11 protein-coding genes are annotated in these 12,707 nt (G+C 44.3%); all 11 read right to left on the bottom strand.

Going from position 1 to position 12,707, the window contains the following annotated elements:
- Positions 1 to 131: 131 nt before the first annotated feature.
- Positions 132 to 356 carry an accessory Sec system protein Asp5 gene (locus HMPREF2918_RS02190; RefSeq protein WP_003003038.1) on the bottom strand — a complete coding sequence of 75 codons (225 nt, stop codon included), beginning with the start codon at positions 354 to 356 and terminating at the stop codon, positions 132 to 134.
- 1 nt (position 357) lies between these two features.
- Positions 358 to 549: an accessory Sec system protein Asp4 gene (gene asp4 / locus HMPREF2918_RS02185; RefSeq protein ID WP_003003066.1), complete on the bottom strand. Its 192-nt coding sequence runs from the start codon at positions 547 to 549 to the stop codon at positions 358 to 360.
- Positions 542 to 1,897 (bottom strand): accessory Sec system glycosylation chaperone GtfB, encoded by a 1,356-nt coding sequence (gene gtfB / locus HMPREF2918_RS02180; protein ID WP_070594469.1) that lies wholly within the window; start codon positions 1,895 to 1,897, stop codon positions 542 to 544. The genes asp4 and gtfB overlap by 8 nt, the downstream gene beginning before the upstream one ends.
- Entirely contained in the window at positions 1,881 to 3,395 is a 1,515-nt protein-coding gene (gtfA, locus tag HMPREF2918_RS02175; protein WP_070590199.1) for an accessory Sec system glycosyltransferase GtfA, read from the bottom strand. Before gtfA ends, gtfB begins: the two co-directional genes overlap by 17 nt.
- Positions 3,396 to 3,406: 11 nt before the next feature.
- Positions 3,407 to 5,791, bottom strand: coding sequence for an accessory Sec system translocase SecA2 (gene secA2, locus HMPREF2918_RS02170; protein WP_080934963.1), 2,385 nt, complete (start codon positions 5,789 to 5,791; stop codon positions 3,407 to 3,409).
- A gap of 25 nt (positions 5,792 to 5,816) precedes the next feature.
- Positions 5,817 to 6,287, bottom strand: a complete 471-nt coding sequence (gene asp3 / locus HMPREF2918_RS02165) for an accessory Sec system protein Asp3 (RefSeq protein WP_049491737.1) — start codon at positions 6,285 to 6,287, stop codon at positions 5,817 to 5,819.
- The gene (gene asp2, locus HMPREF2918_RS02160) at positions 6,284 to 7,828 is read right to left on the bottom strand and encodes an accessory Sec system protein Asp2 (RefSeq protein ID WP_070594468.1); all 1,545 of its coding nucleotides are present in this window, start codon (positions 7,826 to 7,828) and stop codon (positions 6,284 to 6,286) included. The genes asp3 and asp2 overlap by 4 nt, the downstream gene beginning before the upstream one ends.
- Positions 7,821 to 9,410 (bottom strand): accessory Sec system protein Asp1, encoded by a 1,590-nt coding sequence (gene asp1 / locus HMPREF2918_RS02155; protein ID WP_070594467.1) that lies wholly within the window; start codon positions 9,408 to 9,410, stop codon positions 7,821 to 7,823. The genes asp2 and asp1 overlap by 8 nt, the downstream gene beginning before the upstream one ends.
- An 8-nt stretch (positions 9,411 to 9,418) precedes the next feature.
- The gene (secY2, locus tag HMPREF2918_RS02150) at positions 9,419 to 10,636 is read right to left on the bottom strand and encodes an accessory Sec system protein translocase subunit SecY2 (RefSeq protein ID WP_070594466.1); all 1,218 of its coding nucleotides are present in this window, start codon (positions 10,634 to 10,636) and stop codon (positions 9,419 to 9,421) included.
- Between the two features lie 224 nt (positions 10,637 to 10,860).
- The gene (locus tag HMPREF2918_RS02145) at positions 10,861 to 11,865 is read right to left on the bottom strand and encodes a sugar transferase (RefSeq protein ID WP_070594465.1); all 1,005 of its coding nucleotides are present in this window, start codon (positions 11,863 to 11,865) and stop codon (positions 10,861 to 10,863) included.
- Between the two features lie 187 nt (positions 11,866 to 12,052).
- On the bottom strand, positions 12,053 to 12,707 hold a 655-nt coding region (locus tag HMPREF2918_RS11420; RefSeq protein WP_218108099.1), incomplete at its 5' end, for an LPXTG cell wall anchor domain-containing protein.

Here is a 12,707-nt window from a genome sequence, read left to right as displayed (position 1 = left end):
GCCTCTTCAAATTGTAGATATTTCTTTAATTTTTTAAGTATCATTTAGGTTGCATTATGTAAGAAACAGATGGATTACATTCTAAAAGAAGTTGGAGAATACCAACTTCTTTTTATCCATTCTATTAGAAACTAGGCCTGTACGACCATCATATAAAGAAATAAGGATACGAGAAAGACGATACTAACAACGAGGGTCGCTAGCTTGAGTCCACGGTGGGAGCGCCAGTAACTTGGCTTTCCTAGGTTACTGGTCGCATCTGTTGAAAGCGATTGTTGTTGGCGAGGCTGCAAGGTGATCAGAACCACAAGAGCGAGGGATAAGATCGAGATCCCGATTGCAAATACCATTTCCATCTTAGGATCCTCCTAACACTCTGAAGAGGGTAAAAATAACTCCCAGCAGAATCACCAAACCAATGATCACATTAAAAGTAACATTGATCTTTTCAGAACGTGTCGTCTTTTCTTTTTCGGCAGGACGGCGTTTGAGAGACTCCATCCTTCCTTCTACTTCTTTGTAAAATAAATCTTTCTTACGATCACTCACTGTGTCCACCTATCCCTTCTTGCAAGCGAGCTTTGAAAACAGCTGGCTCAACGCTACTTGATTGAGCAATTTGTTGCGCAACGGCTTCTCTGTAGTTATCCACAGATTGGTAGATTTCCTGGATACGGGCCACCATATCTGCTTCTTTTCCTTGATCAAAGATATTGGCTTGTGCGAGGAAGTGGCGGTCATGCAGGGTATGGCTAAAGGCAAGGATGACTTGCTGGTGTTCGAAGGCCTTGCGAACAATGCCTTGTACCTCTGCATAGTGGTTGATATCCAGATAAATACTAGAGACCTTAAGCAACTCTTTGATCCGCTCTTGACTGATATTTTGGTACAAGACCACATTTGGATAGCGGACCATAGACAAGAGGCTCGCAGACATCTCCGTCAAAGCTGCTACACGGAAGGTCACATTTGGCAAGCTCTCTACTAGGTAGGTCAAGGCTTCAATCTGATCCGAATTGGTCAAGACAAAGGCGTCTTTACGGATATCGTCTTTCACCTTGAAATCATACAGGTAGCCAAGGGGACCAAAATAGCTATGCTGATCTTGCGAGGTCAACTGCAAAGCACGATGATAGGTCGCGTTTTGCGGAATCAAGATCTTCTTGGTCCGGATTTCTGGGCTCTTTAGAATCAACTGCATGTTCCCCGGAAGACTGTCGTGAAGAGGCTCCTGCCACACCAAGACGTCGCGTCCTTTGATGCCTTTATTGCCTAGCTGGAGACTAATGCTAAAGGAGGTAGCCAGCGTATTGTAGACCAAACCATCTAGATCAAAACCACGATACTCTAGATAAAAGGCAAAGTAATCTAAGCGATTCTTGAAAATCCGCATGGGTTGATGGTCCAAGGTCAAGATCAAATCCCCTGTTTGGTGATTTTCTGTCAAGCGCTCGGTATCCCCTTCAAAATAAGTAGTCACCAAATACTGACCTTGATCACCACAAGTCGTTACAGCAATCTTACGACCGTATTGGTCATAGTGCTCAACCATGACCACTTGCCCTTTGTCATCTAACCACTCTAAGCGCTCAACGATGCGTTTATAGGAAGCAGCATGGTACACAATTCGAGCTTTTTCCTGACCATAGTAGGTCACTTTTCCCGAACTGTTATCCCCAGAAACTTCCCAGAAATCAGGCACTGGAACTTCATTAAAGTAGCGTCCGCGCTTCTCTCCTTTTGCTTGTCCTAAGAAATAGATAAATGGAGACTCGACACCGTCTGGTAAGAAACCATTTGGCTCCAAAACAACGGTCGGGTGGTCAAAGCCAGACTCTTTCATGGAGTGGAGCAAGTCTTGGCTTTCACGAGAATAACTATCAAATACGTTCAGCATGTGTCACCTCTTCTATCAATTGTGCCCAAGCTTCTTCTACTCGGCTGGTCAAAAAGTCTTCTGCACGCGCATAAGATGCTTGACGCATGCTGGCTAGATCATCTTTTTTGTATAGCTGGATCATTTTTTCCGCATAGGCAGCAGCGATCTGGTCGACCACTTGATCTGCTGAAGGCGGAATGAGATAGCCATTTTCCCCTTCTGTGACAAAGGTCTGGTTGCCATAAGGAACGTCAAAACCGATAATCGGAAGTCCAGAACCAATCGCTTCCATCAAGGTCAACCCAAAGCCTTCACTAGTCGACGCTGACAGGTAAACCTCATAATTCTTATAAATTTTCTCTAGATTGGCATGCCCTTTGAGATGGATATAGTCTGCCGCCCCCAATTCATCAATCAGAGAACGCAGCTTGCCTTCTTCTCCACCTTTTCCATAGATATCAAAAGACAGTTCTGGCAATTCTTTTTTGGCGCGAACCACTGCTCGCACTAACCAGTCAATATGCTTTTCTGTCGCCAAACGAGAGGCAGTAATCATAGAAAATGGGGTGCGATTTTCGTTTTGTGGCAAGCTTGCAAGACTCCCAACTGGAATGGTATAGATGGCTGGCTGATGGTTGGTGTATTTGGCAAACTGCTCGGCTAAGATTTCTTTTTGACGGTCGGTCGCAACAATAAAGAAGTCCACCTTGTCAGCATTGGTAAATTGGTACTCGTAGTAGTTGTTCCACAGGATATACTGATCGTCAACATTATTGGCACTGAAGTGCTCTGCATGGACGACCACACCCAGGCGGGCTTTTTGCGCTTCTTCAAAGATAGGCTGACCGATATTGGTTTCCCGATCCAAAATCACCAGATCTTGTTTGGTCAATTGAAGGGTTTGCATGAAGTAGCGGATCAATTCTTGGCGACCAACTAGATAGCGATCTGGGAAACGATAGATTTCGCGGCCATCCGCCATCTGCATGCTGTAGGCAACCGTCCCGTCTTCATTGTAAAAGCGGCGCTCAATCAAGTTGGCTTGGTTGTTCTTAGGAATGAAATACTCTGTACAATAGCGGGTATAGGAGAAATAATCCTTTCTCACCAAAATCCCTCTAGACACGTACTCGCAGCGTTCGACATAAGGACTGTTTTCTTCGCGCAGGTAGCAGGTCAAAAAATTGTCCTGGTCCTCATAAAAGAAGCGCTTGATCTTGCCGTCGACTTCTTCCCGAGTCGGTTTTCCGGCAAAACCTGCTAAGACCTGATCAATGGTATAGGTCGTTGGCGCAATTTTTATATCTGTAAAATGGCTATAGAGCCAGATGATTTCATCATTTTTAAAACCGATATTTTCTGTTAAATGCTGGATATTATCGGCTAAGATCATATCCATAAAAACAAACTTGGCTGGTTGATGGATATTGCGTAACAACTGGGCACGGTAGGCCTGGGCATACTCAACACCACTGCTGGCCCAACCGATTCCAAGGTTGATATTGTATACTGTCATAATGTCCTCTTTTATGGGAAATGCAAGACAATTTCCCCTTTTTTATTGATTTCTACTCGACTCAGTAAGAGATTGCGGACCATTTGTTCTTTGGCCGCCTCTTTCATTCGTTCAAAGGATTGGTAGGCTTCTTGGAAAAATTCTACCAAAGGGTTTTTCTGACTGGTGTACTGACCAGAGAGCGCCATGCGCAATTGTTGCAGATAGTCTACCTGCTCGACCCAGTTTTCATCGATAGCTTTTAGGATGGCCATGCGCTGGAATTGGGCGATCACTTCATCGGTGCCTAAGATCTCATACTTAGCTTCCAACTCGCTTTTAGCAATCTCCCATAAGAAATTCTCTTTGGTTTTCTTGCTACGGAAGGTTTGGTGGGCCTTTTCCGGATCCACTTGGTAACTAACATTGTCTAACATATAGCGATAAAAAGCTACCGGTTCCTTGTATTCTTTTTTATGGGCTACACTTGAAAAGACGGAACGAAGCACTTTTTCAACGATATCATCCAAGCGTCCTTCTTGTTTGATCAAGCGGTCGCGCTCTTCGTAGACGATGGCACGCTGAATGTTCATGCTTTCCGCAAATTCTAACGTCATCCGACGACTGGCCTGACCAGAACTTTCACTAGCATTTTGGGCCCGTTCCACCAAGTTTCTATACTTGCGCTTGGTCAGAGCTTTGGCTGAACCAATCCGCTCATCCACATCATAGTCTTGATAGGTATCCTGGATCCAGTCTGGCCCCCAGTTTTTCATCAAATCGTCTTCCAAAGAGACGAAGAACTTGGTCAAACCGGGATCTCCTTGACGACCTGAACGTCCACGAATTTGAAGGTCAATCCGCTGGTTCATCATCCGCTCAGTCCCAACAACCACCAAGCCACCTAACTCAGCGACTCCTGGTCCCAACTTGATATCGGTTCCCCGACCGGCCATTGAGGTCGCAACCGTCACAGCACCTTTTCGACCAGACTCCTTAATGATCTGGGCCTCTCGAGGAGCATTGTTAGCATTGAGAAGATTGTGAGGAATCCCTTCCCGCAAAAGAAGATTCGAATAAAGAATCGACATCTCAACGGATCCGGCAAAGACCAGGATCGGATTGCCCTTTTCGTGGACCTTCTTCACATAATCCAGGGAAGCCACGATTTTTTCCGGCAAGGTCTGATAGATTTCATCCGGCAAATCCTTGCGGATCTTCTTACGATTGGTTGGGATCTTGATCACTGACATGGCATAGGTATCAAGAAACTCTGCCTCAGCGACCTTCCCAGTCCCGGTCATGCCACCCAACTTCCGAAACATCTTAAAGAGGTTTTGGTAAGTAATAGAAGCCATGGCCCGTGTTTCTTGGGTCAGCTTGAGACCCTCTTTAGCTTCAATCGCCTGGTGGAGTCCTCCTTGCAAGCGGGTCATTTCCATCAAGCGACCCGTCGCCTGGTCTAGTAAGACAATCTCCGGTTGCCCTTCAACATTGGGATGAATGACATAATCCTTATCCTTAATAAAGTTTTTATTGGCCTGCAGGGCTAGGCTGATATGGCGGACCAAGTCACGGTATTGGGGATCATAGAGGTTGGGAATGGCTAGAAAGGCTTCTGCTGCATGAGCTCCTTTTCGAGTCAACCAAACTCGTTTCTTTTCTTCATCAAACTTGAAGTCTTCCCCTTCTTTGAAGGTTTGGATCAGGGTATCAATAATCCCATAAAGGTTGGACTGAACCCGAGGAGAACCAGAAATAATCAAGGGAGTCTGGGCACTATCTAGAAGCACCGAATCAATCTCATCGACAATGGCGTAATTGAAGTCTGCTAAAAACTGGCCATCTGCAGAAGCCGTCAAGTTCTCTGTTAAATAGTCAAAGCCCAGACTAGTATTAGTCGTATAAATGACATCTGACCGGTAAATCTCCCGTTTGACTTCTGGATCTAATTCTTCGTCTTCTGATTGTTTCAAGGGAACTCCAACAGTCAAGCCCAAAAAGCGGTAGACCTGTCCCATCTCTTCTGCATCCCGAGTTGCCAGATAGGTATTGGTCGTAATAACCATGACCCCTTTGCCCTCTAAGGCATTGAGATAAACCGGCATAGTTGCCGTCAAGGTCTTTCCTTCACCGGTATTCATTTCAGCGACATTGCCTTGGTGGAGGACAATTCCTCCCATGACTTGCACGTCATAAGGAAACATGCCCAAGACCCGTTTATCAGCTTCCCGCGCAACCGCAAATGCTTCCGGCAAGAGATCATCCAAGGTCTCACCCTTAGCTAGACGTTCCCGAAATTCCACAGTCTTCTCCTGTAGTTGTCGATCCGTCAAGCGGGCCATGTCATCCTTCCAGCTATTGACTTCTTTTAAGATTTTTTTGATGTTTCTTAATTTAACGTAATCCAATGTAATCCTCTTTTTTTGCAGTGATGTTCGTCTATTCGAGAACTTCTGCTCCCTCAGACGATATTGGTTGAATCGTGAAATAGTGGAAGGTAAACTCTTGCAAACCTGCACTGAGCAAGCGTACTTCATAGGCGTATGCTTGATCTGGATAGGTAAACGGCAAGCGACCTTCTGCGGTTACTCGACGGCCAACGACCTCTCCAAAGCGATCTTTAAAGATGATTTCTACCATAACGGTATGAGCGGGAGTCGCTTCCATCGTGATAACCAGTTCATAATCTTGCTCTCTTTTGAGCAGGGGCAGACTCGGAATTTGACGAGTTGCGCCAAAATTTGTCTGCGAATGCCAAGTTTTCAGCACTTGACCAGATGGCATGAGGGGGTTCTGAAACTGAACGCTTCCTTGGGCAGTCGCCTGAATGGTCGACCCCCAAAGATAATCTGCTAGAACAGTATCGCCCCAGTAGATTCGTCTGCTTTCATTTTCTTTTATTTTTATCATTGGTTTCTTCCAAAGTCTCTTTCCATGATTTCTTTGTACTGGGTCACAAACCACTCAATGATCGGACCACTCGCATCATTGTGTCGACCGGCACGGCTAGTGCTGATAATACGAACCGGCAATTCATACAAGGCCTCTAAAATATCTGGATAAGCCTGCTGGTCATAGTCATCATCCCTCATATAGGCAAGGGCTAAAATCGTATCCTTGAAATCTGCCTGGTTAAACCGGTCCCAGAAACGTTGATTCAGCTGACCGATCCCTTCTTGCGACACTTGACCAATGATCAACTGCATCATATCTAGGGATGTTCCAAACTCATCTGGACGTTTAAATTTCAGATTGGCAGCGACATCCCCCAGGTTGACAATGGGTTTTCCGACCAAGATCGCATGAGGAGAATAAAGGGCACCATAGTAAAGGGCACCAAAGGTCCCCATGGACAAGCCTGAGAAATTCATATCTTTTGGCTCAAAGCCGAGCAAGTCCAAGTGCTGATCAATAAAGGCTGTAATTTGATTTTCTAATTCTTCTGAGCCCATATAAAAGGATCCACCTTCCAGTCTTGGGTCAGAAAAGAGAATAAAGGGACTACCCATCGCACGCATCATCCCAAACCCTTCAAATCCTTCGGCTGGACGATACCCAGAAAAGTAAATGTTTAAAGGGGGCTTCATATCGCCAGGATGGAAATAAGCAAAAATTTCTTGACGTTTGTGGTCCCGTAGCGTCTTAGCTCCTACTGTCATCTCTCCTAAAGGACCATGTGACAAGCGCTTATGTAAGGCTCCGATCGTAAGCGTCCCCTCTCCTTTTGCCTCCAGCGAAAAAGCTAGATAATAAGGTTCTGCTCCATCCAATTCTAAGGGCGCTTGCATCTCTTCTTCTGAAAAGACCACATCTTTGACCCAATCATCCAAAGCTCCATAGCGGTAAAATTGGATCCGCAGTTGTAGCTGACAGCTAGGATCTTTTTCGTATTCCAACCAAAAATTGATGGGGCGGCTAGCGTCATACACATAATTGTAAACCCACTGAGCAATCGGCGTAAACTCTTCCCCGTATGCTCCGTCAAGCTTGAGGAAATGTTGCCCCAAGACTGTTTGCTGACCAGCAAAATCAGGTCTCACCTGCAGGTCACGAACTGTAAAGGCATCTCCGTATTGATTGTCGTATAAAAAGCGGTCTAAAATATAGAGAAATTGATGCTTGTTCGAGAAATCCCAGGGTCTCGCTTGTTTAAGCCTTAAGAGGTGAGCTAATTCTGCAGAAGGTGCCTCTAGCTTACGGCTTTGATCATAAAAAACAGTATAAGGCTGGAAATAAGCCAGGTCTTCTCCTAAAGCTAATAAATCTTCTGGCTTTTCCAGAATCAAGGCTTTGAATTTGGAGATTTCCTCTTCTTCCATATACTCTTTGAGCGATGGAAGAGTGGTAGCTTGAAAAAAGTGCCAGCCTAGACCAGCAGGAAGCTCCACTTGATCCTGCCAACTGCTTGAGCCGATTTGGAGAATATGGGGTATTTGTAGTTTTTTATCCATGACGTTCTTTCATCCATCCTTCCCATTTCTCGATCAAGCGTTGACCGGTGTATTCTTGAATTTTTTCAATCGAGTAGACCAAGGCTTCGTTCCAAGGCTTCAATTCCAATAAAAAGTGCGTAATCGCCTTCTCTAATTCCTTGTCTCCCTTTGATAAGACATAGCCATTTTTCAAATGATCAACATATTCTGTCTGGACGCGGTTGACTTGAGGAATCCCAGCAGAGATCCCTGCAATCTGCGTGTAGAGGTTGGGTTCCTCGCTTAAATCTACAATCAAGCGGGTTTTTCCCAATTCTTGAATAATGTCATTTTCATTTGAAAAATTCTTAACTACAAAGCGATAATCCGGTGCGTCTTGTACGGACTCTTCATCGATAATCTGGTTTTCCCCAAGCCCTTCCATTTGGGCTGGTGATTGAACCAGATGCAAGTCCTGCTCGCTAGCGATCAATTCCTCGAGTTGCCCTTCTAATTCCTTAACACGCTCCGGTGATCCATTGTAAAATGCAAAAACAACTTCAAATAAAGGATGTTGCGCCAAGACCTCCAGAACCTTCTTGAGCTGGCTCTTACTTGGAAGCTCAGCTTCATTGACGTAAAAGTAAATCTTCGATTCCTTGCGCTCCTGACTAGATCCCAAACGGAGGCGGGAGTCAAAAGAGGTAATCCGGTGTGTCTTTTGAGCCAAGCTAGGAGAAAAGACCCCAATCGCTTCTTTGGTTTTTTCACTATCTGTGATCAAGAGCTGGGCATCAATCATATCAAAATAGAGGGCAAAGTTTTCGGCAGACAAGGGCTGGCGATCCCCGTAGAAAGACAAGACTTTCTTGACACTACTTGCTGTATCTTGTAAAAAGGCCAAATTTGCTGGATGAGCTGCCAAAACCAACTGATCTCGTCCTGGAACCAAGGTTGCTAGCTGTTCCTTCATTTTTTCAGCGACAACGTCTCCCATATTGGCATAGCTTTCTTTTTTGAAGGCATGAAAGAAAGCTTCATTGACCATGACGGAGTGGTTCTCTTCGATCAACATCTCTCTCAAAACCCATTGCCCATCAAAACTCAGATACTCTTGGAAATAGGGTTTTCCCTCATTGTAGTAGATTCTACTAGAGATAAAGCCACGATCATCTATGTACTCGATGTAGCTGATCTCGTCATTCTTATAACGGGTCAAAGAGAGAAGGTTCCCATCCACTCCCATATCAATTTTCGCTAGGTGGTGGCCCTTACGAAATGCCATCACCAAAAAGGGAGTATAGGAAAAAGTGGTCTCACTCGGCCATTCGATGTCCTGAAGCTGAACTGGGCGCATAGCCAAATCAGACGGAACCTGTTGGATCTTATCAAAAATCGAAAGCACATCTGTCTCTAACAAATCTTGGCGGTGCAAAAAATAGCGCAGTTGTGGACTATATTGAGGCAACAATAAGATCCGATCCATTTCTGCTTCTTGAAAAATACGAACTTGATTAATGGTATCGTCAAATTCAATGGACTCTCGCATCCAGTACCAAGGGGTAGCTGTTTGCTGCCAGATGCGGTCCGTTCCATACCAGGCTGGTACAAAATAATACATGGTTACTCCTAGAATATTCTTGTATAACGTTGATTCACACGAAGGGCACGAATTTCTTCTCGGATATTGTAAATCATCCCGACAAACATGAGGAAGGTTCCTGGAATCATGGTCAAGCGCAAGAGATCCTTATCCCATAACAGGAGAGAAAAAGGAAGCGCCGTGAAGAGGATCAGATACAAGGTCCCAAAAACCGTCAAGCGTAGCACAATTTTATTGATATAGCGACGTGTATCTGCTCCAGGATAGACATGATCGATATACTCGGAAGCCTTCATCATCTTATCTGCAATTTCTTCTCCGTTTACATTGACAAAGGCAAAAGCAAAAGAGAGAAGGGCGATCATCAGAATGTAAAGAAGGATCCAAATCGGATCTCCCATCACCAAGTGTTTGGCTAAACGAGCAGCCCACTTGGCATTGGAATCCATAGACAAGATCAAGAGCATGGCATACTGAGGAATGGACACCAAGGTCATGGCGTACATAAAGGGCATCCCTCCTGCTGGGTTGAGCTTGATATCCAAAAAAGTATAACTTTTCAAGTTGTTGTGGATCCCTAATTTATTGACAGGAATCTGGTACTTGGAATATTCCACCAAGACTGCCACATAGACAAAAATCAAGATAAAAATCACGCCCAGAACATAAGCGATCTCTGGGATATTATTGACACTTGAAAGGGTCTGCATCACATCTTCTGGCAGGTACATAACCATCCCAGCCATCATGATCACAACAGAACTTCCAAGGCCCAAAGCGGCATTTAGATCGGAGAGCCAAACTAAAAAGAAGGCTCCGGCTACCATAATCATGGTATTGACCGCAATGACAAGTCCGGGGTTCAACCCTGTCTTCAAGGGGAGATACATGGCCACTGCCAAAGACTGGACGATGGCGAGCGCCAAGGTCACGTACATCTTTCGCCGCTCCACTATCTCCGTGCTGGTTTTTTCGAGGTTAAAGCGTTTTGAAACGGTAAACATCCGCCACAAAATCATGGAAGACATCCATGGGGATAGACCGATCGAAAAGATCGACATCCCGCGGAGATTTCCCCCCATCACAGCGCTTGAGAGCTGCAAGCCCGTTGTCGTTCCCTCATTGAGTCTCAAGGCCTTTGATAAGTCAACAAAAGGCAGGGAAATTTTACTTCCCAAAACATAAATAAAGACGAAAAATATCGTCCAACAAAATCTCTTTCCTACTTCAGATCGTTTTAACATTTCTTTTAAACTTTCTCTTACTCATTTTGACTCTTCCACCAGGGAAACAGCCTTTAAATATGTGCCTTTAGAGCATTTTATCTCAACTTATTTTACCATAATTTGCGACTTTTCCAAACTCATTTGTCACTAATATTTGATAATATTTCAAATTCCCCATTTGGTACCGTATTCAACAAAAAATCCTTCAGATGTTTATCTGAAGAATCTGGTTTACTTGGACATTATTCTCCTAAAGCCATGATGGTATCGACGAATAATTTCTTTGTAAAATAGCCATTGCGGATCAAATAAGAAGTATAGTGAGCCTTTTGGACCATTTGGGCATACGCTTCTTCTGTGCAGTCTTGAACCAGACGATTAGCTTCTTCAAGACTGGATGCTACAAAGCCAAGCCCTTTTTCTCGAATATAGTCTGCATTTGACAAATAGTCTGGCACGACTACCGGAAGACCTGCGGATAAGTAAGTCGATAATTTGTAGGAAATATTTTCTTTGTAGTAATCTCGCTCATCCTCGGGGTTCTCTGAATTTCCCCAGACCAGCCCAAACCCCCCCTTAGAAAGCTCCAAAAGCAACTCTTGCTTAGTTCGCCACCCTTCAATATGGACCTTGGAATAATCAACTCCTTCAACTGGTTCGGTATAAACATGAAGGGGTGTATCATATTTCCAGTCGATGATATGTGGGAAACGTGAAGGATTTCCTGAGAAGATCAGTTTTTTCTCAAATTGCGGAGTATAGAGGTCCAAACTATGGGTCAAATCCCACAACTTTTGGACCACATATTTTTTCACTGTGAGTCCTTCTGATACTAGACGATGGTACATTTGCTCTGACGGAACAACGACCAGATCACTCTGATTGTACATGTCGATATAGTTGGGCATTAGGTAATAATTGCTCTCAAACATGAGTGGTGGAACATCATGGATAAACATGACCAGCTTGGTTTGAAGGAGTTTTAACTTATCAACCAAACGGCGGTCCCACTCAATTCCATTCCAAGAAGGAGATTGAACGAAGACAATATCCCCAAAAGCAACGCCTGCTAAAATCCCATCCATTCGCGAGTTCAATTCGCTAGCTGGTTCATTGCTATGATCATAAAAGTAGATCCCTAATTCATTAACCCCAAGTTCACGAACGACATTCATAATATCGTTTTGTGCCATCAGGGCAACACTTTTCGAAGATTGCCCAAATAGATTTGTAAAATGGATTTTCATCTCTTTCCTCTGACTCTTCTTTTTTAATCCCATATTTTCTGAAGATATGAAGGCAAACAGAGCTTTTCACAAAGTAACCTTTTTCATATCCCTCAACGAAAACTTCCTCATTCATTATAACATATTTCCCAACTTCTTAGACATTCTAGATCAATAAAAGACCGGTTCATTCCGGTCTTTTAAGGTTTTATTTGCCATCTTTTTTCCGAATTCCTAAAAGGGCTAATCCAGACAGAAGAATGGAAGCTCCTGTAGCAAGAATATTAGATGAAGGATGGGCACCTGTCTCTGGAAGAGCAGGTCCTGAAGAACGTGTCGCACTTAGCGAGCTTGCATCTGATGGAGATTCTGAGTAAGAGGTGTCTAACGAAGACACGACAGACTCCGAAGAACTTGTCACAGCAGAGAAACTTGACGCATAAGACACACTGATCCATTCAGAAATTTCCTGCGATAAGGATTGACTCTCTGTTGATGATGCGCTTATAGAATCTGAAACACTCGTCAAAGGAAATTCAGATACTGGCATGGACGTTGAAGCCGATTCGCTTGCTGAAAGGAGCGAAGTTGATTGGCTATAGGAGTCTGATTTTGAAACAGATGTTGATGCTAGAGATTCTGAATGGGATGTCCATTGTGAAGCAGATAGACTCTCAGAAACGGATCGAGAGAACGATCCAGACTCTGAAACCTGCGATGCAGCTACGACATGAGAAGTTGAAGCCGATTCGCTTGTCGAAGCAGAAGCTTGAACTAATGAATCTGATTGACTTGCTGAGACTGATTCTTGTACCAGCGAGTCTGATTGGCTAGCAGATACTGAGGCTTGAACCTGCGACTCT

Source organism: Streptococcus sp. HMSC065C01, from assembly GCF_001813525.1.
GTDB lineage: Bacteria > Bacillota > Bacilli > Lactobacillales > Streptococcaceae > Streptococcus > Streptococcus parasanguinis_V.
Note: the sequence above shows the minus strand (reverse complement) of the source record. Positions and strands in the feature narration are given on the sequence as shown.

Coding starts and splice junctions, on each gene's coding strand:
- HMPREF2918_RS02190 (WP_003003038.1), bottom strand. CDS start 356: ATGGAAATGGTATTTGCAATCGGGATCTCGATCTTATCCCTCGCTCTT.
- gtfB (WP_070594469.1), bottom strand. CDS start 1,897: ATGCTGAACGTATTTGATAGTTATTCTCGTGAAAGCCAAGACTTGCTC.
- gtfA (WP_070590199.1), bottom strand. CDS start 3,395: ATGACAGTATACAATATCAACCTTGGAATCGGTTGGGCCAGCAGTGGT.
- asp3 (WP_049491737.1), bottom strand. CDS start 6,287: ATGATAAAAATAAAAGAAAATGAAAGCAGACGAATCTACTGGGGCGAT.
- asp2 (WP_070594468.1), bottom strand. CDS start 7,828: ATGGATAAAAAACTACAAATACCCCATATTCTCCAAATCGGCTCAAGC.
- asp1 (WP_070594467.1), bottom strand. CDS start 9,410: ATGTATTATTTTGTACCAGCCTGGTATGGAACGGACCGCATCTGGCAG.
- secY2 (WP_070594466.1), bottom strand. CDS start 10,636: ATGTTAAAACGATCTGAAGTAGGAAAGAGATTTTGTTGGACGATATTT.
- HMPREF2918_RS02145 (WP_070594465.1), bottom strand. CDS start 11,865: ATGAAAATCCATTTTACAAATCTATTTGGGCAATCTTCGAAAAGTGTT.